24 protein-coding genes and 2 pseudogenes are annotated in these 23,885 nt (G+C 37.0%); 20 read left to right on the forward strand and 6 right to left on the reverse strand.

Annotated features, from left to right (window positions below):
- The first annotated feature begins 88 nt into the window (after positions 1-88).
- The gene (locus DWA31_RS08145) at positions 89-445 is read left to right on the forward strand and encodes a hypothetical protein (protein ID WP_114326108.1); all 357 of its coding nucleotides are present in this window, start codon (positions 89-91) and stop codon (positions 443-445) included.
- A 193-nt stretch (positions 446-638) separates the two neighbouring features.
- On the opposite strand, the pseudogene DWA31_RS17485 reads toward DWA31_RS08145, so the two are convergent.
- Both DWA31_RS17485 and DWA31_RS17490 read right to left on the reverse strand, forming a co-directional pair.
- Positions 639-863: pseudogene (locus DWA31_RS17485) on the reverse strand (transposase); the annotation flags it as partial.
- Positions 864-893: 30 nt separating this feature from the next.
- A pseudogene (locus tag DWA31_RS17490) lies at positions 894-1,384 on the reverse strand (ISKra4 family transposase); the annotation flags it as partial.
- Here DWA31_RS17490 and DWA31_RS08160 point away from each other — a divergent pair.
- The 5 genes from DWA31_RS08160 to glmS all read left to right on the forward strand — a co-directional run bounded on the left by DWA31_RS08160 (position 1,377) and on the right by glmS (position 6,864).
- Positions 1,377-1,718, forward strand: a complete 342-nt coding sequence (locus tag DWA31_RS08160; RefSeq protein ID WP_114326111.1) for an ATP-binding protein — start codon at positions 1,377-1,379, stop codon at positions 1,716-1,718. The pseudogene DWA31_RS17490 and the gene DWA31_RS08160 overlap by 8 nt on opposite strands.
- Positions 1,719-1,857: 139 nt before the next feature.
- Positions 1,858-2,178, forward strand: coding sequence for a lipid-binding SYLF domain-containing protein (locus tag DWA31_RS08165; protein WP_342766953.1), 321 nt, complete (start codon positions 1,858-1,860; stop codon positions 2,176-2,178).
- Between the two features lie 356 nt (positions 2,179-2,534).
- A complete protein-coding gene (gene glmU, locus DWA31_RS08170) occupies positions 2,535-3,905 on the forward strand; it encodes a bifunctional UDP-N-acetylglucosamine diphosphorylase/glucosamine-1-phosphate N-acetyltransferase GlmU (RefSeq protein WP_114326112.1) in 1,371 nt (456 codons plus the stop codon).
- A gap of 336 nt (positions 3,906-4,241) precedes the next feature.
- Entirely contained in the window at positions 4,242-5,009 is a 768-nt protein-coding gene (locus tag DWA31_RS08175) for a DeoR/GlpR family DNA-binding transcription regulator (protein ID WP_114326113.1), read from the forward strand.
- Between the two features lie 22 nt (positions 5,010-5,031).
- On the forward strand, positions 5,032-6,864 hold the full coding sequence (gene glmS / locus DWA31_RS08180; protein ID WP_114326114.1) for a glutamine--fructose-6-phosphate transaminase (isomerizing): 1,833 nt from the start codon (positions 5,032-5,034) through the stop codon (positions 6,862-6,864).
- 285 nt (positions 6,865-7,149) lie between these two features.
- On the opposite strand, the gene DWA31_RS08190 is transcribed toward glmS, so the two are convergent.
- Entirely contained in the window at positions 7,150-8,055 is a 906-nt protein-coding gene (locus DWA31_RS08190; RefSeq protein WP_114326116.1) for a LysR family transcriptional regulator, read from the reverse strand.
- Between the two features lie 269 nt (positions 8,056-8,324).
- Between DWA31_RS08190 and DWA31_RS08195 the strand changes: the two genes are divergently transcribed.
- The 3 genes from DWA31_RS08195 (at position 8,325) to DWA31_RS08210 (ending at position 10,453) form a co-directional block, all read left to right on the forward strand.
- Entirely contained in the window at positions 8,325-8,966 is a 642-nt protein-coding gene (locus DWA31_RS08195) for a glutathione S-transferase family protein (RefSeq protein ID WP_114326117.1), read from the forward strand.
- 33 nt (positions 8,967-8,999) lie between these two features.
- Positions 9,000-9,953 carry a pyridoxamine 5'-phosphate oxidase family protein gene (locus DWA31_RS08200; RefSeq protein WP_114326118.1) on the forward strand — a complete coding sequence of 318 codons (954 nt, stop codon included), beginning with the start codon at positions 9,000-9,002 and terminating at the stop codon, positions 9,951-9,953.
- 263 nt (positions 9,954-10,216) lie between these two features.
- A complete protein-coding gene (locus tag DWA31_RS08210; RefSeq protein WP_114326119.1) occupies positions 10,217-10,453 on the forward strand; it encodes a hypothetical protein in 237 nt (78 codons plus the stop codon).
- Positions 10,454-10,503: 50 nt separating this feature from the next.
- Here the strand turns inward: DWA31_RS08210 and DWA31_RS08215 are convergent, their stop codons facing one another.
- A complete protein-coding gene (locus tag DWA31_RS08215) occupies positions 10,504-10,806 on the reverse strand; it encodes a hypothetical protein (RefSeq protein ID WP_114326120.1) in 303 nt (100 codons plus the stop codon).
- Between the two features lie 399 nt (positions 10,807-11,205).
- Between DWA31_RS08215 and DWA31_RS08220 the strand changes: the two genes are divergently transcribed.
- The 3 genes from DWA31_RS08220 (at position 11,206) to DWA31_RS08230 (ending at position 14,909) form a co-directional block, all read left to right on the forward strand.
- On the forward strand, positions 11,206-11,973 hold the full coding sequence (locus DWA31_RS08220; RefSeq protein WP_114326121.1) for a SapC family protein: 768 nt from the start codon (positions 11,206-11,208) through the stop codon (positions 11,971-11,973).
- A gap of 141 nt (positions 11,974-12,114) precedes the next feature.
- Complete coding sequence (locus DWA31_RS08225) at positions 12,115-14,238, forward strand: coiled-coil domain-containing protein (RefSeq protein ID WP_114326122.1); 2,124 nt, start codon at positions 12,115-12,117, stop codon at positions 14,236-14,238.
- A gap of 35 nt (positions 14,239-14,273) precedes the next feature.
- Positions 14,274-14,909: a DUF416 family protein gene (locus tag DWA31_RS08230; protein WP_245942554.1), complete on the forward strand. Its 636-nt coding sequence runs from the start codon at positions 14,274-14,276 to the stop codon at positions 14,907-14,909.
- 30 nt (positions 14,910-14,939) lie between these two features.
- Here the strand turns inward: DWA31_RS08230 and rsmD are convergent, their stop codons facing one another.
- On the reverse strand, positions 14,940-15,527 hold the full coding sequence (gene rsmD / locus DWA31_RS08235; RefSeq protein ID WP_114326150.1) for a 16S rRNA (guanine(966)-N(2))-methyltransferase RsmD: 588 nt from the start codon (positions 15,525-15,527) through the stop codon (positions 14,940-14,942).
- Positions 15,528-15,926: 399 nt separating this feature from the next.
- Here rsmD and ftsY point away from each other — a divergent pair, with 399 nt between their 5' ends.
- Genes ftsY through ftsX form a run of 3 tightly spaced genes read left to right on the forward strand, consistent with a single transcriptional unit; the run spans position 15,927 to position 18,869 of the window.
- Positions 15,927-17,135, forward strand: coding sequence for a signal recognition particle-docking protein FtsY (gene ftsY / locus DWA31_RS08245; RefSeq protein ID WP_114326123.1), 1,209 nt, complete (start codon positions 15,927-15,929; stop codon positions 17,133-17,135).
- 38 nt (positions 17,136-17,173) lie between these two features.
- Complete coding sequence (gene ftsE, locus DWA31_RS08250; RefSeq protein WP_114326124.1) at positions 17,174-17,902, forward strand: cell division ATP-binding protein FtsE; 729 nt, start codon at positions 17,174-17,176, stop codon at positions 17,900-17,902.
- A complete protein-coding gene (gene ftsX / locus DWA31_RS08255) occupies positions 17,895-18,869 on the forward strand; it encodes a permease-like cell division protein FtsX (RefSeq protein ID WP_114326125.1) in 975 nt (324 codons plus the stop codon). The genes ftsE and ftsX overlap by 8 nt, the downstream gene beginning before the upstream one ends.
- A 157-nt stretch (positions 18,870-19,026) precedes the next feature.
- On the opposite strand, the gene DWA31_RS17695 is transcribed toward ftsX, so the two are convergent.
- Positions 19,027-19,149 (reverse strand): hypothetical protein, encoded by a 123-nt coding sequence (locus tag DWA31_RS17695; RefSeq protein WP_281268624.1) that lies wholly within the window; start codon positions 19,147-19,149, stop codon positions 19,027-19,029.
- 192 nt (positions 19,150-19,341) lie between these two features.
- On the opposite strand from DWA31_RS17695, the gene rpoH reads away from it, so the two are divergent.
- The 5 genes from rpoH (at position 19,342) to tatC (ending at position 23,884) form a co-directional block, all read left to right on the forward strand.
- On the forward strand, positions 19,342-20,196 hold the full coding sequence (rpoH, locus tag DWA31_RS08265) for an RNA polymerase sigma factor RpoH (RefSeq protein WP_114326126.1): 855 nt from the start codon (positions 19,342-19,344) through the stop codon (positions 20,194-20,196).
- A 460-nt stretch (positions 20,197-20,656) separates the two neighbouring features.
- A complete protein-coding gene (locus DWA31_RS08270; protein WP_114326127.1) occupies positions 20,657-22,204 on the forward strand; it encodes a putative bifunctional diguanylate cyclase/phosphodiesterase in 1,548 nt (515 codons plus the stop codon).
- 133 nt (positions 22,205-22,337) lie between these two features.
- Positions 22,338-22,607 (forward strand): Sec-independent protein translocase subunit TatA, encoded by a 270-nt coding sequence (gene tatA / locus DWA31_RS08275; RefSeq protein ID WP_114326128.1) that lies wholly within the window; start codon positions 22,338-22,340, stop codon positions 22,605-22,607.
- Positions 22,608-22,610: 3 nt separating this feature from the next.
- Entirely contained in the window at positions 22,611-23,090 is a 480-nt protein-coding gene (gene tatB / locus DWA31_RS08280) for a Sec-independent protein translocase protein TatB (RefSeq protein ID WP_114326129.1), read from the forward strand.
- A complete protein-coding gene (gene tatC / locus DWA31_RS08285; protein ID WP_114326130.1) occupies positions 23,087-23,884 on the forward strand; it encodes a twin-arginine translocase subunit TatC in 798 nt (265 codons plus the stop codon). Before tatB ends, tatC begins: the two co-directional genes overlap by 4 nt.
- The last annotated feature ends 1 nt before the right edge of the window (position 23,885 follow it).

Genomic DNA, 23,885 nt, shown 5'->3' on the forward strand with positions numbered 1-23,885 from the left:
ACAGAGCGATACTTGAATTACTAGCGAAAATCCTAACCATGGATACCAATATAACAAGCTAAAAATATTTAAATAGGAAGAGTAATAGATGAAACGTTTAATTTTACCTTTATTATTATTAAGCAGCGCAGCATTTGCTGCTGAGTCACTAACTAAAGCCGAAAAAGGTGAAGTTGAATCCTTACTTGCAGAAGCGGCCAGTAAATTGATTTACTTAGACCGAGATTGTGGTAAAGCAATAGACGCTGAAAAATTTAAAGAGTTATCAAAGTTAAAAGCTTTTTCTGAAGGTTATATGACTATTGAAGGGATTAGCTGGGATCGTGTTAAACGTAAAGCTCATCAAGAATATGGTATGTTAAAAATTGAAGCGCCGCTAGGTGAGCTTTGTGAACAATACAAAGCAGCGATAAAAGGTAACTATAGATTCCTGAAAGACCATTAGTCTTTGGTTAGCTATTGTAAAAGATAAAAGAGCTTACTAAGCTCTTTTTTATATCTGTGTTAATACACTTGATATTAATTAATCTCACCAAGCAGAGCCAGCTTGAATATAGAAAACAGTATCTTCTGGCCCTTTAAGCTATATCAATACCCATATTAAAGCCGTAACGACGAGCATTTATAACCATAACTCTTCAATATGCAGGCGTCAGTGCTTGAAAATTGTCATTAATCCAACTGTCCAACGTTTCAGCTATGTCTGGTAGTGTTTTAACAAAAAACTCGTTGATTTTCTGTCGAAACTATTTCGCCGACGCAAAATATGTTCCATTTCTTACATGCGCATTCATTACTTTCCAAAGCCGCTCTATTGGGTTTAAATTGTGGCTATATGGTGGTAGATAATGCAATTTGATATGGTGTAGTTCTTTTAAAACGACGACCTATTACTAAGCTACCTCGAGTGAATTGATTGTATACAGACGCTTTTTCGATTGCTGTTTATGGAAGTCCCAGTACTCATCAAAATCACCGCTTGATTTTAACGATCTCAGCTTAAGTAATGCCTCTGCTCCTTTCAGCCCCCAACGAGCTCCTGTTATATCTAATCTATCATTAATTAGGTGGCGACAGGCTCCTTCAATAATACCGATGGCTATAGGGGAACCTGCAACCAAGGCCTCATCATACTTCAGACTTTTGTTATTATTCAGCAAGTACTTAGCACAACTGTCGACGGCATCTCGCTTCGTTAGTTTGCGTTTAGTCGCACTCTGACGAAACCTTTGGCTACCTGGCTACAGCCACCTTTCAATAGCTTGACTGCATATTTACTGATCCATGCTTCGAAGGCTTCATCACCTTTATCAAAGAAGCACCAAGCTGCTTTCCATAGGTACTCAAGTATGTGAATAAAGTCCAACACTATCGTTATGTTTACTAGTTTATATCGTAATGTTATTGAAGCAGCACCGCGTGGTTCAAAAATATCTGTTACATCTGATGTTATTAATGATTTCTTTTTAATAAAAATTCACAACGTCAGTGTTATTCCTGATGAATTTATTGATAATTTTGATCAATTGTTTGTGACCGCTAACAATGCAACAGGGACAGGTATCGGTGTATATTTGGCTTTTTTAATTATAAAAGAATTAGCAGGAGAACTTTATTTTCATACTAGTGTTTCGTACGGTACAACTTTTTATATAAAATTACCGAATAAAAGCGCGTGCAATCAAGCGTCAGTTTATACGTTTCGCGTAGAAAGTTAATTGGGTGTGCATAAAGCAAAAAAACAGTTTTTTTAGAACAAAACTGCTAGGTTTAGTCGGTCCATTAAAAATAACACTTTTTAACAAAAGAAAGGATTAAATAAGGGGAAAAATTAGCCTTAGCCGCTTGGATACCAGTTTGTTAGCAGGTTGTGCTACGGGTGATACACCCGCAGCAAAAAAAGCAAATGCAATCAGTGAAACTGATGATGCTTTACAGCAAATTTATGAGGATCACCCAGCATCGAAAGCAAAAGCTTCGAGTAGTTTAGGCTACTTGGTTTGCACTGGCAGTGATAGTTACTTACTGGCTGCTTCTTCTGGTGGCGGTGTTTGTGTTTTAAAAGAGGGTGGTAGTTCAAGTTTCTATCGTTTTGCATCGTTAGGTGTGGGTTTTAAAAAAGTGGCTTTTGTATATGCTTATCAAGATGCTGAGGCATTACGTCGCTTTAAGGAATAAGGTTGGGATGCTGGTGCGCTGCAGCACAGGCAACAGTGCAAGGTTATAAATTCTGGCCAACAGATTGTACTGATGATGTAGTGGAAAATAGTAAATAAATAGTTCCCTCAAAAAAAACCGCTTTCTCTAAATTAAGCGGCTTAAATCTACAATTAAATTTATTTTACAGCAGCTAATTGACCATCAACCATCAACCATCAACCATCAATATCTGTTAAATAGTTAATGAATATCAGGCAACAATTGTGATTACGAGTGCCTGAAGTCATCAATACTTTATTATTCCTCTATTCAGCAAAATAAAACTTGGTTACAATAACAAGCATAATAAATACGCTTAATTGAATGGACTTTCTATGTCGCTCTCTGTTGTCATCCTTGCTGCGGGTAAAGGTACTCGCATGCGCTCTTCTTTACCTAAAGTACTACATGCTATTGCTGATAAACCAATGGTTTCTCATGTTATTGATAGCGCACGTCAGTTAGGAGCCGTAAATATTTATGTTGTTTATGGTTTTGGTGGTGAAGTGCTTAAAGCGACAATTACCACAAAAAATACGGGTGATGATCTAACTTTTATTGAGCAAAGAGAACAACTGGGCACTGGTCACGCCGTTGACCAAGCATCGCCATTTTTAAAAGATGATGAAGATGTTTTAGTGCTTTATGGTGATGTGCCATTAACTAAAGTATCAACATTAGAAAACTTACTTCAAGTTAAACCTGAAAACGGCATGTCACTATTAACTGTTTATTTGGCTAACCCTACTGGCTATGGTCGAATAGTGCGAACGGATGGACAAGTAGTTGGTATTATTGAACAAAAAGATGCTAAACCAGAGCAGCTATTAATTAATGAAGCTAACACCGGTATTTTATATGCCAATGGTGGCGATTTAAAGCGTTGGCTAAGTGGTCTTTCTAATGACAATGCTCAGGGAGAATATTACCTTACAGATATTATCGCCGCGGCTCATAGTGAAGGAAAAGTTATTGCTACTGCTCACCCTGAAACTGAAATTGAAGTGGAGGGCGCTAATAATCGCGTACAACTAGCGGCACTTGAACGTGCTTATCAAGCTCGTTTAGCTGAAGAGTTAATGATAGCTGGTGCTAGTTTACGCGATCCAGCCCGAATTGATATTCGTGGCTCTTTAATTATTGGCAGTGAAGTGAGTATTGATATTAATTGTATTTTTGAAGGGTCGGTAACCTTAGCAAATAACGTAAAAATTGGTGCTAACTGCATTCTTAAAAATTGCTCTATTAGCAACAATGTTGAAATTAAACCTAATAGCATTATTGAAGACGCAACTATTGGTGAAAATTGTTCGGCTGGCCCGTTTGCCCGTATTCGTCCAGGCAGTGTTATGAATAAAGATTCTCACGTAGGGAACTTTGTTGAAATGAAAAAAACTACCCTTGGTGAAGGAAGCAAAGCAGGGCACTTAACATACCTTGGCGATGCGCTTATAGGCAAAAATGTTAATGTGGGTGCAGGTACAATTACGTGTAACTATGACGGTGTTAATAAGTCGCAAACAATTATTAATGATAATGTGTTTATTGGTTCAAACAGTTCATTAGTTGCGCCTGTCTTTATTGGCGATTGTGCAACAATAGGCGCAGGCTCTGTTATTGCTAAAAATGTTGAAAAAGACGAGCTAGCGGTAGGGCGTGGTAAACAACGTAATATTAAGAATTGGCCACGACCGATTAAAAAATAATGATAGATAAAATTAAATTAAGTGTATTCAATTTTATCTAGCTCGGTAGTTTACTTAGTTGATGGTGAAAAATTTTATATTACCGTTATTGTTTTTCAATTTGTGGGAAAACTCTTATATCTGCGGGGGAGTAGACACTAAAGTTGTGCTTGCGGCTAATAAGAACAGGCATAAAAGTGTATTAAATTGTTTACATGGATCGATTTTTAATATTTTAAAAAGACCTTAAATATTTTAAATTATAACTAAGTAAGTTATAGCTTTATTGCTTTAACTTTCGTTTTGAAACATAATGGCATTCAAAATGAAAGTTCATCGAAGATTTATTCAAAAATCATGTCAAAAAGAAACACCCAACAACGCCGTCATCACATTATTACCGATCTTAATTTGAGTGGTGAAGTAAGCGTAGATAGCTTAGCGAAGCAATTTGATATAAGTGAAGTGTCTATTCGTAAAGATTTAGCAGCATTAGAAAACAGCGGCTTATTACTTAGACGTTATGGTGGTGCTATAGCGTTGCCATGTGAGATCACAGAGCCTAAATATGCAAAACTTTCAAAACAAAAGAAAACCATCGCTAAATATGCAGCTACTTTAGTTCGTGACCATAATCGAATTATCATTGATAGTGGTCAAACGACTTCGGCCTTAGTGAGTGAGTTAGAGAGTAAAAAGGGCTTAGTTGTGATGACCAATGCATTAAGTATAGCCAATGAAATTCATGCCCTTGAAAATGAACCTACCTTATTGATGACTGGTGGTACTTGGGATGCAAATTCAGAAGCTTTTCAAGGTCAGGTCGCTGAACAAGTATTACGCTCGTATGATTTTGATCAATTATTTATCGGCGCAGACGGTATTGATATTGAACGAGGTACCACCACTTTCAATGAATTAACTGGCTTAAGTCGAGTTATGGCGGAAGTGGCTCGAGAAGTTATTGTTATGGTTGAATCAGAAAAAATAACAAAAAAAATACCTAACTTAGAGTTAACTTGGCAACAAATACACACCCTCATTACTGATGATGATTTAGATCAATCAGTAAGAACACAGTTAATCGCTCAAGGCGTAAATTTAATATGTGCCAAAGTGGTTTAAAAAAGAGAAAAGGAAATAAGATATGTGTGGCATAGTTGGTGCGGTAGCACAACGTGACGTAGCAGAGATTTTAGTCGAAGGATTAAGACGTTTAGAATATCGTGGTTATGACTCAGCAGGTATTGCAACAGTAGATCAAAATCACCAGTTAGCGAGTGCTAAGCGTTTAGGTAAAGTACAAGAATTAGCGCAAGCTTTGCAAGAAACCCCCTTAAGTGGTGGCACAGGAATAGCACACACACGTTGGGCAACACATGGTGTGCCAAGCGAAGTGAATGCTCACCCTCATATTTCTAATGATACTATTGCGGTTGTACATAATGGTATTATCGAAAATCATCAAACCTTACGTAGTCAGCTACAGGGTTTAGGTTATGAGTTTCTATCGCAAACCGATACCGAAGTTATTACACACCTAGTTCATCATGAACTAAAAACCAGTGATAGCTTATTATCGGCAGTACAAAAAACTGTTAAGCAGCTTGAAGGTGCTTACGGTGCGGTTGTCATGGATAGTCGTGATAAAGACAGTATTATTGTTGCTCGTTCAGGTAGCCCATTAGTTATTGGTTACGGCTTAGGTGAAAACTTTATTGCGTCAGATATTATGGCGTTACTACCTGTAACACGTAAGTTCTCTTACCTTGAAGAAGGTGATGTTGCACAAATCAGTCGATTTAACGTCAGTATCTTTGATACCAATGGCGAGCCAGTTGAGCGTGAAGCGAAAGAAGCAAACGTTTCACACGATAGTGGCGACAAAGGTGAATACCGTCACTACATGTTAAAAGAAACTTATGAGCAACCTACCGCTATCCGTAATTCATTAGAAGGTCGTTTAGTGGGTGGCATGCTAGATATCAATACGTTTGGCGAAGGCGCTGATGAGATATTTAAAAATGTAGAGCATGTACAAATTATTGCCTGTGGTACGAGTTACCACTCAGGCATGGTTGCAAGATACTGGTTAGAAGAACTTGCCGGCGTTTCTTGTAATATTGAAATTGCCAGTGAGTTTAGATACCGAAAATCTTTTGTACCGAAAAACTCTTTATTGGTTACCATTTCGCAATCAGGGGAAACAGCAGATACCTTAGCTGCTTTGCGTTTAGCGAAAGAGATTGGCTATCAATCTAGTTTAGTTATTTGTAATGTACCGGGTTCATCGTTAGTACGTGAATCTGATCTTGCCTTTATGACTAAAGCGGGCGCTGAAATTGGCGTAGCATCAACCAAAGCATTCACTACTCAGCTTGTTGGTTTATTAATGATGACCGTAGCCATTGGTCAGCATCATGGCATGTCTGATGAGAAACAGGTCGAAATTACTCAATCACTAATGTCGTTGCCATCCAAACTTGATGAAGTGTTAGCACTTGCTTCTTCAATTGAAGATTTAGCCGAAGATTTTGCCGATAAAAATCATGCACTATTTTTAGGTCGTGGTGACCAATACCCTATCGCAATGGAAGGCGCGCTCAAGCTGAAAGAAATTTCTTATATTCATGCTGAAGCCTATGCTGCGGGTGAGCTTAAACATGGACCATTAGCGCTTATAGATGCTGAAATGCCAGTCATTGTTGTGGCACCAAAAAATGATTTAATCGAAAAACTTAAATCTAACGTAGAAGAAGTACGTGCTCGTGGTGGCTTAATGTATGTTTTTGCTGATAGTGATGCTAACTTCGCTAGTGATGACACCATGAAAGTGATTGATGTGCCTGTGTGTGATGACATCATAGCACCCATTGTTTACACCCTACCATTACAGCTACTTTCTTATTATGTAGCGATAATTAAAGGTACTGATGTTGATCAACCACGAAATTTAGCGAAGTCAGTCACAGTGGAATAGAAAGGCTCTCTGAAAATATTGATTGTGAAACTTGAGCTATTCTATATTTAGTAGAATAGTTCTGGTATATCGCCCTAGTAACCAATCCTTAAGTTATACCAATCAGACTAACTAAGTGATCTTTTTAAATGGTCTAAATATCTAATAACATCGTTGCTTTCAATCCCAATAGCCAGCTATTGCTCAATCAAGCGTCTTGTTCTTGAAAATTTATCCTCATTAAAATTTGAACCATTAATTAATCGGATTGGTATTAAGCCTGTTTTTCATTTTCTATACGTGTGGTTACTTAGTATGAATAAATGGATTAGCTTTCAAACATTTTGTCGCTAAATCCAAGAATGAGCGAATTTTAGCATTAGATCGTCGTCCTTCTATACGTATAATATTAACGGGCAAAGGTTTTTCTTCATAACCCGTCAATATACTTTGTAATGTTCCTTTTTCTAATTCTTCCCCTACTTGGTAAGACATCAATCGAGTGATACCAAACCCCTGAATTGCTGCTTGTAGAGCCGAATTAGTTTGATTGCAATGTAATCTAGGATTTAATTTCACAGCTTCTTTTTCGCCATTATTGATAAAATGCCAAACAGGGGATGTTTCAAAGGTTGTTGGAAAAACAATATTATGATCACGTAAATCTGAAGGGTAGATTGGCTTACCGTATTTTTTAAAATAACTTGGTGAGCTACAAACAATACGATGAACATTACCAACATGAGTTGCATAAAGGTTTGAATCTTTCAAATGGCCTATTCGAATAGCAATATCTAATTCTTCTTCAACAAGACTAGTTACACGATCCGAGAAAAGAGTTTTAACCGTTACTTCCTGATTAAGTTCTAGGTATTCAGTAATAATAGGCAACACGTGCTTTTCTCCAAACAGCACAGGAGCGGTGATAGTTAATGTTCCTTTAGGCTTTGAATAAATCCCTGTTGCCGCAGCCTCCGCTTCCACAATATCGTCTAAAATACGCTTTGAATCAGTTAGAAAATGTTCGCCTGATTCAGTTAAACGTACATGCCGAGTGGTACGATTAAAAAGCTTAACACCAAGCGAAGTTTCAAGACTGGCGACAAATCTTGTTACCGCAGGAGCTGATAAATTTAACTGTTTGCTAGCCCTAATAAAACTTTGCTGTTTGGCGACCTCCACAAATACTTTCATCGCATCAAGTTTATCCAATTTTTCAGCCTTATTTTTATTGTTATAAATATCGTAATAATTAATTTCATAATTAGTTAATTATTTCCACTGGTAACATGATTATAGTTAATCCAACAGTTTTACCAAGGCATAAATTATGTAACGGATATATACCTTAGCTTTTATTGATAAAGGGGTTGATCTACTACAGTAAATATAGTGGCTGTCGCATAGTTACTATTCAAGTTACATTTAACTAGGTTAAACATAAATTATTATTTATTTTTACAACACATTAGGAACTCAAAATGAATGCTAAATTCTCAAAAAACAACACACCTATTAAACTTTATCGTCATCCTATTTCAGGGCACTGTCATCGAGTAGAGCTTATGCTGGCATTACTTGATATTCCGTATGAAACTATTGATATTGATTTGGTTAACGGTGCTCATAAAGCCCCAGAGTATTTAAAAATTAGTCCATTTGGCCAAGTCCCTGCTATTGACGACAACGGCTTCATATTATCGGATTCCAACGCCATCATTACGTATTTAGAAAAAAAATATAATGACGGTTATGAGTGGTTCCCTCAAGAGCCTACAGAATATGCAGAAGTACAACGCTGGTTATCAGTGGCTGCAGGTGAAATTGCTTATGGCCCTTGTGCTGTTCGTTTAGTGAAAGTTTTTGGTGTTGATTTAGATTGGGACGTTGCGAAGCAAAAAACAGATGCGCTTTTTTCTGTGCTTGAACCGTTGTTAGCAGAACGTGATTACTTAGCAAGTAACAACATCACTTTGGCCGATGTGGCTGGCTACAGTTATGTTTCACATGTACCAGAAGGCGGTGTAAGTTTACAGCCTTACCCTGCAATTCGTGCATGGTTAGCTAGAATAGAAGCACTGCCTAAATTTATAGGTATGGCGCGTTCACCTGAAAGTATATAGTTTTATCCACACTAAAAACCCACTGGTGACACAATGACTCAAACTAATCAGTCACAATTTCATTTGGCAGAAATTGCCGTGCAAGAACGGTTAGGTATTGCAGAGTCAGTTGCCCACTATAGCGAAGGTTTAATTCGGGCAGTAATGCCTGAACAACATAGAAAGTTTTACAGTGAATTACCTTTTGTGGTTTTAGGTGTTACTGATTCCAAAGGATACCCTTGGCCAATTCCTTTGTTTGGCAGAGCTGGATTTATTCAATCGACAAACGATACCACTTTACAGTTTAGAGGTTTACCTCGCTTAATAAAAACTCTTGCTCTTGAATTTATAACAGGGCAAAAAATTGGGATGCTGGGTATACAACTATCAACAAGAAGACGAAATAGAGTCAATGGGGTTATTCAAACGATTAGCGGCGAAAGTTTTTCCATTCAAGTAGAGCAAAGTTTTGGTAATTGCCCTAAATATATTCAAAAACGAGAATTAATTTGGGCATCTCACTCACAATCATTACCACATTCCCTAGATGAAAAATTAGTAACAGCAATAGATGCTAACGCAATAGCGTTAATAGAAGAGGCAGATACTTTTTTTATTGCATCACGCACTAAATACTTTGATAAAGATAAACGTAGTGGCATTGATGCATCACACCGTGGCGGCAAACCAGGATTTGTTAAAGTAGAAAACAATCGATTGAAATTTCCAGATTTTAAGGGAAATGGTTTTTTTAACACCTTAGGTAACATTGAATCAGATAGCCGAGTAGGCTTGTTTTTTCCTGATTTTTCAACAGGCAATGCGGTCTTTGTTGCAGGACAAGCACATGTTTTATGGGATGAAGAAGCGAGAGCCGGATTTAATGGCGCTGAACGTATTGTTGAAGTTAATATTGAACAAAGTGTTTACCTGCCAGCTTTTATGGAGATGACAGCTGAGTTAAAAGAGTTTTCTCCTGTGCTTCAAGGAACAAGCATATGGTAAAATATCAAAAGTTTGCTCAATCCCTAAAGCACGTGTTAAATAACTAACACCGGCAGAAACAACTCGACGGTGATCTTTTGTTAATTGCTCTAATTGTTGACCAGTTAAACGATAAATTCTGGTGTCACCTGAATGAAAAAGGTGTGCAGTATTTTATTTTAATACTAGTGCACTGAAGGCGCAGACGTAGCCTTTGCTAGAGCGATTCATGAAGTGAATGTCAGATAACCTTAGCAAAGAACAATAAAATAAATTTCGGTTTTTTGGCGAGAGAATCTGTATTTAATAATGAATCATTTACCCCTACAATAGCTCCACAGTTAATGAGGGTAGAAGAACAAAAATCACTTGAAAAAACTAATGTGGAAAAGGCTTTAAAATATTGTAAAGGGAAAGTTTATGGTGATAACGGAGCGGCTGAGTTATTAGCTTTAAAACCGACGACATTGGCGTCAAAGTTAAAAAAATACGGTTTGAATCGTCAGGACTTTACAAATTGATTTACATCGGTTGCATTCATTAATATTAATTTTCCTTGTTTATTTATAATTTAATTTTTCTGATATTTAGGGTGTAATGATAGGTAGTCACACCAGGTACTAAAATTAGCATGATTAAAACCTTCATCAGTTGCTACATACCATTTTGATGGTTGCCTAGCGGGTAAACGAAAGTAAATTTTATGACCATCTATAGCGACATAACAAATTAATTTATCTATTGATTGATTAATAATTTGAATTTCAGCTAAATTTCTGGCGTTACGATGATGCTTCACCAAAAATTTAGGTGAGGCATGAGCTGTTGTGACAACAGTTAATAGTATGAAACCAATAAATATTTTTATTTTCATTGAGGAAGCTCACTATAATACAAGGGGTACATTAATTTTAATTATTTTTAAGTTTAGCATTGAAAGCGAAAACAGGTGTCTCCATAACTAACCTGAACTCTGTTTAAGAGATGTTTAATTTATTGAAATACACACCTTAAATAGTCACAACGCCTCTAGCTTGATAGTTTTACTTATTTCAAGGCAAATTTACGCGTCAATAGCTAGTCTATTGTAAGTGAATTTAACGCAGAAGTTAGTGAAAATAGCTGCTAGAGAAGTATTTATTAAACCGAGCTCAGGTTAACTAACCTACACGTAAAAACGTACGTAGTAATTAATAGATTACATAATTATAAAAAATGTGTCTTTATATTCAAGTAAAGTATGAATAGAAGTACCAATAAAAGAGAATAAATCATGGCGAATATCGTTCCAATCAGAAAAGAACAACATCAAAATTTGAAACTTGCTAAAGCACGTGATTTATCCCACGTTGCAGGACAACACATTATTCCGGTAACAGCTGCCGAATTCGCCCAAGCATCAGCAAGTTTTCCTATCGTTCTGGTTAAAAACCCAGATTCAGAGCGTTACCGTAGTGTTGCAATGTTAGGTTTAGAGGCAGGTGAAAACTTGTTTTATCAAGATGATAAATGGACTGCTATTTCAATACCGCAAAGTATTTCAATGGTACCTTTCTCTTTAGGTATAGATCCTGAAAAAGAAAATACCTTAATTGCTTGTGTTGATTTAGATAGCGGGTTTGTCGGCGAAGAACAAGATTTACCCTTGTTTGAAGATGATGGTAAAGAATCTGAAGTTTTGGTTAACGTGCAACAAGCATTGGGTCGTTTATATGACAATGAAAGAATGACTGAAAAATTCATTAATGAATTACAAGAAAATGATTTATTGCAAGAGCTTGAGTTAAATATAGCTTTAAGTACTGGAGAAAAGAAAAAACTAGTGGGTATTTTCACTATCAATGAAGAGAAAGTGAAAGAATTATCTGATGATAAAGTGCTTGATTTCCACAAGCGAGGTTTATTTGTTCCTATCTATTCAATGTTAGGTTCTATAAGTCAAATGAACCGTTTAGCGCAATTGCGCAACCAATCGTCAGAAATTAAAGTAACAGGCGTGCAGATTGCTCCTATTGTTGATAAAGCGGCAAATGAAAGTTAGTTTTTGAAGAATATGCCTCAGTAAAAAAAAGGAGCTTTTGCTCCTTTTTTCGTTTTAAATAAAAATAATAGTAATTGTTTATTTCGGTGTGCGCTTTCTTGTGCTAATTTAATCGTAATCGTTATTTATAGTGGAAATATGATGGCTGAGAAAGATAAGCTTTCCAAGGAAGTAGAAGAGAAAATACAAAGCCTAGCAAGTGAAGTTTATATTCAAATAGAAGAGAAGTTAACTCAGCTTATATGCACAGTTACGCCAAAAGCACCGACTAAAAAAATCAACGTGGAGCAAGATCCTGCTTACCTTGCGTTGCAAAATAATTATCAAACCAGTCAAAATGAGTTGGCTGAAAAAAGTAAAAATCTCTGTGAACAAATCCATCAATTAGAACAAAATACAAGTGCGTTAAAAGAACAGCTAAACGATGAACGAAGTAAACAAGCGAATAGTGCCGCGGCATTAAAAGCACATGATGCGGATTCAGCGACAAAACTTGCTCAGTTATCGCAGGAGAATGTCGACATTAAACAACAGTTAGCGGATGAAATAGATAAGCAAGAAGGTAATGAGTTAAATTATCAAGTTGAATTGACGCAAAACAATATTAACTTTACCGAAACTATTGAACGTTTAGAATATGAAAATACTCAGCTCAAATCTACATTAACGCAAGAGCAAGAAAAGTTATCTAGTGAGCATAAAAGTTTAAAATCAGCTCTTAGCGGACAACAAACCGATTTAAATCAAACGATTAAAAATTTAGAACAAGCGCTTTCTACACAAAAAGATCAATTACTCCAAGAACAAACGCAAGCTAATGCGCATAATCAACAATCACAAAGCCAAATAGCGTCTAATGAAAAAGCATTATTGAAGCAGCAACAAGAAATCGAGGCGCTGAATGAAAGTTTAGCGGTATTTGCAGAGCAAGAGCAAAGGTTAAAAGCAGAGCTTAGTGGGCAAACAACTAACGTAAATCAAACGATTAAAAATTTAGAACAAGCGCTTTCGGCAAAAAAAGATCAACTACACCAAGAGCAAACGCAAGCTAATGCACATAATCAACAATCACAAAGCCAAATAGCGTCTAATGAAAAAGAATTATTGGAGCAGCAACAAGAAATCGAGGCGCTGAATGAAAGTTTAGCGGTATTTGCAGAGCAAGAGCAACGTTTAAAAACTGAACTGAGTGAAAAAACGGAAAAGTCAGGTCAAACTATTGAAGTTTTAAAGCAGGAGCTTTCTGCACAAAAAGAGCAATTGCATCAAGAACAAACGCAAGCTAATGCGCAAAATCAGCAATCACAAAGCCAAATAGCGTCTAATGAAAAAGAATTATTGGAGCAGCAACAAGAAATCGAGGCGTTAAATGAAAGATTAGTGGCATTTGCAGAACAAGAGCAAAGTTTAACTGAGCGTTTAAATACTGTAGAACAACTGCGTAATAATAGTGATAACAAGTTAGAAAAAGCAGCAGCAAGTTGGAAAGAAACAGATGAGTTACAACTAAACAGTTTGGCTGAACAAAAGAGTCAAATTAAAGAGCTAACAAAACAGTTAAATACTTCAGTAAGTGATTTAGAGCAAACGCAAGCAAAACACCAGCAGCAAACAGCCAGCCTAAAGCAAGAGTCAGAGAAAAAAGTATCTCAACTTACCGAGCAATTTCAAAAATCTCAATTAGCTGAAGAAAACCAACAAAAAATAGTTGCTGACCAACAAGCACAGTTAGTCGCTCTTGATGAGAAAATTAAGCAGAAAATAAAAGAAGTTCAAGATTTTAAACAAGCGATCAAGCAACTAAATACGGAACAGTCACAAATAACGCAGCAGCAATTAGCAGATAAACAAGCAAATGATAAACAGCAACAACAACAGCAGAAAGCGCAAGCAATATCACAACAACAAATTGATCAATTAGAAATAAAAAATCAAGAATTAACAAATAGTTTGATAACCGAGCAAGCGGATATCAAGTTGTACCAAAAAGAAGTGTCTACGTTAAAGTCTCAGGTGACGTTAGCTCAAGAAGGACATGAAAACATTCTTAACCGCTTCAATGCTACCCGTGACAAACAAGAAAAAGACAATGATCAAGTAAGGGAAACGATTAAATACTTACGTGATGAAAATAGCGAGATGATCACTCAAAATAATATCCAAAAAGAAGAGTCTGTTGAGAAGATTAGTGAATTAGAACATAAGCTAACAGAATATCGATTGAAATTTGAATATGCACAAAAGCAGTTAACTCAAAATAGTTAACTTAAAGTAGCTTGGGTATATACAGTTAGTTTACAATGGCTCAATATTCATATTTCAATGAGAAAAAAAATTTGGCTATCCACCTTCCTTTTGCAAAGTTAAGTCATTGGCAACAAGTTGCTTTTGCTAGTGCCTTATTAGAGCGGATGTTACCTAATTATCAAATGTTTAGTGAAAGCAGCCAATTTGGTAGTTATGGATTATTACGCAATCAGCTTGATTTAATATGGCAGTGGTTAGATAAAAACAACAAAATCAAAATTAATATTAACGTTCAGTTAACTAAGTTAGAAGAACAAACCCCAGACCCAGAAGCCTTTGACTCTTTTGGTGTTTTTCCTGCGCTTGATGTGTGTATGGCTATGATGTCTTTATGGCAGCTAATGCAGACTAATGGCACTGATAAAGATCATGAAGACATTAACAGTGTCAGCCGTTTATCGCTAAATAGTGTTAATTACTATGTTGAGTTATTACTTATTGATGAGAGCGATGAAGATATTCAAGCTGCAAATATTGATGGGCACCCGTTAATCGTTTGGGAAAAAGAGACACAAAATGAGTTGTTTGATTTTTTAAAGATTGCCTCAGAAACTAAACGCTCTTGTCAATTAGCAACAGAAATGGTGTTGTCAGAAGGATTGTCTAACCTTGGTATTGCAATAGAGTAATGCGCTGAATATTATTTTCTACTCGTTACTTTAGTATGTATATTGAAATAAGCGATAAGCCACTTGCCCAGCCACTTTTTCTTTTAGTAACAGCCAGTTGTTAGGTAGCTGTTGGTTACTCTGAACCTCCATTTCAACATAAATTAATGCTTGGTTGGCTAACCAACCATCATTTAATAATTCAGCGGTTTGTGTAACCAAGTCTCCCCTAAAAGGAGGGTCAATGAATACTATATTATAGTGTTTTTTGGCCGATGATTTAAGAAAATCTAGCGAATTAGTGTTGGTTACAATGACATTATCGGCGTTAAGTAATTCTTTATTTTCTTGTAACTGCTTTGCTGCAGCCTTATTTAGCTCAATTAAGGTAATGTGCGCTGCGCCGCGAGATAATGCTTCAAAGCCTAAGCTGCCTGCACCAGCGAAGCAATCTAAACAATTTACATCATGTATATAGGGCATTAGCCAGTTAAATACCGTTTCTTTCACTCTGTCTGTGGTGGGTCTTAAACCTTCAGCCATTAACACAGGTAATTTTCTTCCCCTATGTTTACCTGCAATAATGCGAATACTGCCTGTTGTTGCTTTTTTACTACGTTGTTTTTTACCTTGATTCATATCACTGACAGCTACGCTATTAAATGCTAATATAGCGGCGATTTTATCTATATACCCATGATACTTCAAGATGTGAGTTTCAGGACAACAGAGAAATTACTGATCAAGACGCTTCTTTTATTAATGGTTGTTCCCTTAATAATAGAGGCAACGATGAGCATGACTTTCTCTGTTGTCCCCGCAGGGCGAGTTTAAAAGGCGTATATGCCGCGTTATTGATTTTGACAATAGAATACTATTCTCTTCAATCAATGCCTTGCCTATAAGCCTTTTAATTCTCGCTGAATCCTGCATCTTGAAGTGGCATGGGTATCTTTGGTCTCAATACCAATCAAATAACGTAATTTACCTATATCGAATAGCAAAAGGTCTAAAAAAGTGTCGAAGAAAAAAAAGGGTATGTTTTCCTGGTTAGGCTTTGATCAGGATGAGAAAGAGCAAGCAACACAAGAGAGTTCTCAAGCTGTTGAAGAAATTGCGGAAGAGGCGGGATTAAACGCTGATACTGAGCAGAGCGAAGCGATTGTTGATGAAGCAGTTGTCATTGCAGAGCCTATTACTTCTCATGAGATAGTACCAGAGCCTACTCTTATAGAGCAACCTAAAGAACAAGAAGCTCCTACAGTTGAAATAAATGAGCCGGAAGTACAGGTAGCACCGGAAGTCGACAAGCCAGAAAAGGCAGCTAAACTTGGCTTTTTTGCTCGCTTAAAGCAAGGTTTGGCTAAAACTCGGCAAAATTTAGGCGGTGGTTTATTTGATTTGTTTCGCGGAAAACAAATTGATGATGAGCTTTTTGAAGAGCTAGAAACACATTTATTACTGGCGGATGTTGGTGTTGAAACAACCACGAAAATTATTAACTCACTAACGCAAGGTGCTAGTCGTAAGCAGTTAAAAGATGCTGAAGCATTATATGAGTTATTAAAGGTTGAGCTGAAAAAAATTATTGAAGATGTTAATCAACCGTTAGAGATTCCTGAAAGTGACGGGCCTTTTGTTATGCTAATGGTGGGCGTCAATGGCGTCGGTAAAACCACCACTATTGGTAAACTAGCAAAGCAATTTCAAGCAGAAGGAAAATCAGTAATGCTAGCCGCTGGTGATACCTTTAGAGCTGCTGCGGTAGAGCAATTGCAAGTTTGGGGTGAACGTAACGATATTCCTGTCATAGCTCAACATACAGGTGCTGATAGTGCCTCTGTGATTTTTGATGCGATAAGTGCCGCAAAAGCGCGCAAAATAGACATATTAATTGCCGATACCGCAGGGCGTTTACAAAATAAATCACATTTAATGGAAGAATTGAAGAAAGTTGTTCGAGTAATGAAGAAGCTTGACGTAGATGCCCCTCATGAGGTGATGCTAACCCTTGATGCTGGCACTGGTCAGAACGCATTAAGCCAAACTAAATTATTTAATGAAGCTGTTGGTTTAACGGGCTTAACGTTAACTAAGCTTGATGGTACAGCTAAAGGTGGTGTTGTTTTTGCTGTTGCTGATAAACACAGTATTCCTATTCGTTACCTAGGCGTTGGTGAAGGCATTGATGATTTACGTCCATTTGATGTCGATGATTTTATTGGTGCTTTGTTTACCAAAGAGTAATAGACTTAAATAAATCATTACTAAATAAAATAATAATTATGATCAGCTTTAAAGATGTTAATAAAACTTATCCCGGTGGTTTTCTCGCCCTAAAACAAGTGAATTTTACTCTTGATGCGGGTGAAATGGCATTTTTAACAGGTCACTCGGGTGCTGGTAAAAGTACCTTGCTGAAGCTTATATCCATGATGGAAAAGCCAAGTTCAGGTAGTATTTTAGTGAACGGTACTGAGCTTGCTAAAATTAAATACAAACAAATTCCTTATGTACGCCGCGGTATAGGGATGATATTTCAAAATCACAACTTGCTAAAGGATCGTACCGTATTTGATAACGTCGCTTTGCCGCTTATTATTGAAGGGGTTAGCCATAAAGAAATTAAAAAGCGTGTTGAGACGGCTTTAGATAAAGTGCATTTAAGCGCTAAGCTCAAATGTTTTCCGCATATGCTTTCTGGTGGTGAACAACAAAGAGTGGGGATTGCCCGGGCTATTGTTAACAAACCTCCTATCTTACTTGCAGATGAGCCAACCGGAAATCTAGATCCCAAGCTATCCTTAGATATTATTCGTTTGTTTGAAGAATTCAATGCCGCAGGCGTTACGGTATTAATTGCTACCCATGATTTAGGGTTAATTGCTCGCATGAGATATCGCACGCTCACATTGAAAGAAGGCACTATGATTAATGATGGCATCATTGAGGGGTTAAGTGCCGATGGTATAACTCCATCAGGTACCTCAACGCAAGGAGCAATGGGTGAGTAATTTTCATTCTAGTCAGTTAAGTCAGCGTGATAGCTTGTTGAGAAGGTTATTAACTTTACCCATTAGGCACCTTCAACAAGCAGTAGGTAGCTTAGGTGATTTATGGAGAACACCGTTTACTTCCGTGATGACCGTCTTTGTTTTAGGTATTAGTTTAGCTTTACCTGCCACCCTTCACTTGTTTGTTAAAAATGCTCAGCAGGTAAGTGAGCAATGGGACAGTGCTTCGCAAATAACTTTATTTTTGAAGTTATCAGTTAATGACAAAACTGCTCAGAACTTAGTAAAAAGGCTTAAGCTATACCCTGAAGTTAGTGATGTGCATTATATTTCAGCAAAGCAAGCTCTAAAAGAGTTTAAAATACTCTCAGGTTTTGGTCAGTCTCTTGAATACTTAGCAAATAACCCTTTGCCTGCTACTATATTAGTCACGCCAACAAAGCGCGCTAGTCAAGCGGATGCCGCGAATGAACTGTTAGCAAAATTAAAACAAGAGCGAGAAGTCGAACAAGGTAAGCTTGATTTGGAATGGCTTACACGTTTAGAGGCCATGGCTCAGTTAATAAAAAATATCGTTAGTGGTGTGGCTTTGTTATTGTGTGTATCGGTGATACTTATTGTTGGTAATACTATACGGCTTGCTATTTTAAGCCAGCAAGATGCAATTGCGATAATGAAATTAGTTGGCGCAACCGATAGTTTTATTCAACGACCATTTCTTTACAGCGGTATTTGGTATGGTATTTTTGGAGGTTTACTATCTTGGTTAGCGGTGAGTTTATTGGCACAGTATTTAACGGGTGCTATTAGCAAGCTAGCTGATTTATATCAAAGTGACTTTCAATTACAAGGGTTAGCATTTAGTGAAGCATTAATGCTTATTGCTTTTGCGGTACTACTTGGTTTAGTGGGTAGCTACATTTCGGTACGCAAACATATTAGAGTAATAGAGCCTAATGCAGACTAAATTTCTCTCTTGTTCAAACATTATATAATACTGAATTAACAAATCTTAACAAATTAAATGAAAGATGATCTTGTTTTGCCCTTTCTATTAAGCTAATGTTTGTCGGCACTTGGCGCTCCTGTGTGGTGTATACCCATGTTACTTCAATATGTCGGATTCAGCTGGAGTTAGAAACGCCTTTAGGCAAGGCTTTGATTGAAGAGAATGGTTGTTCCATTGTCGAAATCAATAACGTAGCATAAAGCGTTTCTAAACCAGCCTTACAGGGGCCCCTGATCAAATCATGTTCTTCGTTGCATCTCTTTTTAAGGGAACGACCCTTAATAAAAAGATGCGCCTTGATCATGAATCGTTCAGCTGCCCTGAAACGCACATCTTGAAGTATCATGGGTATAAGTAGTTAAAACACCCATTTTATGTTAGAATAGCGAGCGAAAAACAAGTAAAAAGTTTAAGGAAAGAGGTTTTATATATGAGTAATACAATGCAACTTATTTTACCAAAAAGTGGTAGTATCGAAGCATACATGCAATCAGCGTATAGCATTCCGATGCTAACGGCTGAAGAAGAGCATAGCCTTGCCACTAGCCTCTATAATGAGAATGACTTACAAGCTGCTCAACAGCTAATCATGTCGCATTTACGTTTTGTTATTCATATTGCTAAAGGCTATTCCGGTTATGGGTTAGCACAATCTGACTTGGTGCAAGAAGGTAATGTGGGTTTAATGAAAGCCGTTAAACGTTTTAACCCTGAAGTGGGTGTACGTTTGGTATCGTTTGCAGTGCATTGGATCAAAGCAGAGATACATGAATATGTATTGAAAAACTGGCGTATTGTAAAAGTTGCTACTACTAAAGCACAACGTAAATTGTTTTTTAATCTACGTAAGAATAAAAAACGCTTGGGTTGGTTTAGTAATGATGAAGTGAATAGCGTTGCCGAAACTTTAGGTGTTAGTACCAAAGATGTTTTGGAAATGGAAAATCGCATGAGTAGCCATGATCAAGCTTTTGAGCTTTCTTCTGATGATGACGATAATGCAAGTGCAAGTAATTTTTCACCGGCGCAGTACTTAGAAGATAAACAATCAGATTTAGCGATTGAAGTAGAAAGTGCTGACTGGGAAAGTCATGCGAATAATCGTTTATCTACAGCATTAGTTGCGCTAGATGATCGCAGCCAGGATATAATTAAAACTCGTTGGTTGAGCGAAGATAAAACAACGTTGCAAGAGCTAGCTAATAAATATCAAATTTCTGCTGAGCGTGTTCGACAATTAGAAAAAAATGCTTTGAACAAGCTGAAAAATACTATGGTGCTATAACGTTAATTTAGTCTCGTATTATAAAAGCCGACTTAGGTCGGTTTTTTTGTGCCAACAATTTGAACTCTGAACAGATAATAGAGCCTTATAAAAACGTAAATGTTTTTTGCAATACTTCTGAATTCATCCCCCGAAGATGTTGTTTTGATAATCTATTTTTATTTTAGCTAGCCTAAATATCAAACTTTGTTACACTAGCTGCTTAAAAAGAATACTAATAAAAATGTAACTACTCACCTATCGTCACTCCCGAGATGTTTTAATCGGGAGTCTAATGTTTAAAACAGGCAGATTCCGGCTTCAGCTTTGGTGTCCAGACCAAAGCTAGACCCTACGTCCTGTAGGCAAAGACACAACCGGAATGACTTGCACGCTGGGTATGGTGAATAATTATATAAAAATTATACTTAAATAATTTAGTGTTAACTTTAAGTATAGCTGGAAGATATGGGACCCTTGAATGGAATTAAAGGTAAAGAAACAGGTATGTGCGTCACAAGAATGGCCTAACATAAAGTCATTGGTGAAAGAGTTGCAATTAGTCAATACGCGACTTGATCACGAAAAGGCACAGTATGAAGCATTAAAGCAAGAGCACCGTGTGGAACTCGAAGCTTTGGTGGTTGAACGTACCCAAGAGTTACAAGCTGAAAATTTGAATTTGCGTATGCAGATGTCTGAAAGACGCAAAGCAGAGCAACAGCTTTATTTTGACGCTCATCATGATGCTCTGACCAAGTTACCTAATCGTGCCATGTTTTCAGACCGGCTTAGCTATGCTATTCGCCACATTAAACGTCACCCTAACCAACAATTTTCTGTACTTTTTATTGATCTTGACCGATTTAAAGTTATTAATGATACTTTGGGACATCATGTGGGTGATTTATTTCTTGTTGAAATAGCCAAGCGCTTACGTGCATGTGTACGAGACAACGATGTTTTAGCCCGTTTAGGCGGCGATGAGTTCGTTGTTTTATTAGATACGTTGAAGTCAGATGATACTGAGGAAGTCGCTATCCGAATTATTAGCGCGATAGAACAGCCTTTTGTTATTGAAAGTAATACGTTGTATTCAAACGCAAGTATAGGGATTGCACTGTGTAGCAGTCATTACAAAAATGCCGATGAAATACTACGAGATGCAGATGCTGCCATGTATCAAGCAAAAAGCTTAGGACGAGGTCGGTATGTGTTTTTTGATGAGAGCATGCGTGAAAAACTCATTGCAACAATGACACTCGAACAAGAATTGAGAATTGCGATTGAACAGCAACAATTCTCACTTTACTATCAAAAAATATCTGATTTGCATAGTTCTAAAACTATTGGCTTTGAAGCATTGTTACGTTGGGAACATCCAACTAGAGGTTTATTAACGCCAAGTGAATTCTTATATCTTGCTGAAGAAACGGGCATCATTTTAGCTATTGAGGACTGGGTTATTGACGAAGTTTCTCGACAGTTATTGTTATGGAACAATGATGCTGATTATCAGCATGCCTTTATTGCCATTAACCTTTCTGGTAGACACTTAACTCAAGTTAGTCAATTAAATAAACTAATAACTTTAATTAAAAAGCAATCATTTGAACCGCGGAGGTTAATTTTAGAGTTCAATGAATTAGCTTTTTGTCGTCATGCTGAAATAGCATTGAAAAGTTTACGTAAATTGAAGCAGTTAGGTGTAAAATTAGCGCTAGATGATTATGCCTCAGGTGTATCTTCTTTTAATTTTTTACATAGTTATCCATTTGAGTTTATCAAATTAGACCGTGCTTTTATTAGTACCTTGAAACACAATGACAAAAACCTTTCATTGGTTAAAGCTTTACATGATCTGGGTGAACAATTTGGTTATCGCTTAGTGGCCGAAGGTATTGAAAGTGAAGATGTCATGCAAAAGCTTCATTCTGTGGGATGTGACTTTGGACAGGGTTATCATATAAGTAGACCTGAAAAACTAGTAGAAAACTCTTCTGAACAGCAAGGTGAAAACTGCGCTTAATCTCTTTTTTAGTGAAACCATCTATTCTAAACTTTGTTTTGGCACATTATATTACTAATGAGTGTGTGCTTTTACTCGTTTACTGACGCCATTTGAGTATATAATAGTGGTAATTAGATTATAGGAGTTTGTTATGGGTGGTATCAGTATTTGGCAATTATTAATTGTTGCTGTTATTGTAGTTTTATTGTTTGGTACTAAGAAATTACGCAACTTAGGTGGCGATTTAGGCTCAGCGGTAAAAGGCTTTAAAAATGCAATAGGTGATGAAAAAGATTCAGCTGACACAGAATCAGCTAATAAAGTAGAAAAAAATTCAGATACGTTAGGTGATAACAGTAGTACTACTGCACACGAAACTAGCAAATCTAAAGAAAGCCAAAAAGATAACAGTCAGGCGTAATTAATGTTTGATATTGGTTTTTGGGAATTAACACTTATTGGTATTATGGGTTTAGTGGTACTTGGCCCTGAACGCTTACCTGTAGCGATTCGAACCATTAAAGGTTGGGTCACAGGTGTACGTAAGTTTAGTGACTCGGTAAAATCTGAGCTCTCAGAAGAGCTCAGAATTCATGAGCTACATGCAAACCTTAAAAAAGCAGAGCAGACAGATATGGCTAACTTAAGCCCCGAAGTCGCTGAATCGATTAAGTCATTGAAAGAAGCTGCTGCCATGGTTAATGAACCATTTAAAAAGATTGATAAAAGCTCTATGGATTCATTCATTTCAACTTCGTTAGCGAGTCAATCAACTATAGGTAATGCCGCTAGTAGTGAACCGGAAGATACTATTCAAACAAGTGATATTCAAAGCGTTGAGTCATCAGAAAAGCCTCAAAAAAGTACGCAAAATGTTGAGCACGAAGTTAAGCAGGACAAATGAATTCATCAGTAGAACAGTCTAAATCCTCAGAGCCTATTGCAGAAGAAACCTTAGCACCAGCTAAAAATGTAACGCTTTTTGACCACTTACTTGAACTCAGAACGCGTTTATTACACGCAGTGCTAGGCGTTTTGTTGGTCTTTTGTTCCTTAGCCTATTTTGCTCAAGATATTTATCAATATTTAGCACAACCTCTGTTGCAAACAATGCCTGAAGGCTCACAAATGATTGCTACGGATGTAGCATCTCCTTTTTTTGCACCTTTCAAACTCACCATAGTCTTATCTATCTTTCTTGCTATGCCTTACATTTTATATCAAATATGGTCATTTGTTGCTCCGGGCTTATATCGTAATGAAAAACGCTTAATCGCACCACTGATGTTAGGATCGACATTGTTGTTTTATAGCGGTATTGCTTTTGCTTACTTTATCGTTTTTCCTGTAGTGTTTGCTTTTTTTACTTCGGTTGCACCTGAAGGTGTAGTGATTGCTACCGATATTAGCAGTTATTTAGATTTTGTTTTGAAATTGTTCTTCGCTTTTGGTGCCGCGTTTGAAATTCCTGTTGCGATTATCTTATTGTGCTGGACGGGTGTGACTAGCCCGGACGACTTAAGAAAAAAGCGCCCTTATATGGCCGTTGGTGCTTTTGTGATTGGTATGTTATTGACGCCTCCTGACATTATTTCGCAATCTATGTTAGCAATTCCTATGTTACTGTTGTTTGAAATTGGCATTATTATTGCCTCGCTATACCATAAAGATGATGATGAAGACGAGGAAGCTGTGTAGT

Source organism: Candidatus Colwellia aromaticivorans (genome assembly GCF_003333305.1).
GTDB classification, from domain to species: Bacteria; Pseudomonadota; Gammaproteobacteria; order Enterobacterales; family Alteromonadaceae; genus Colwellia; species Colwellia aromaticivorans.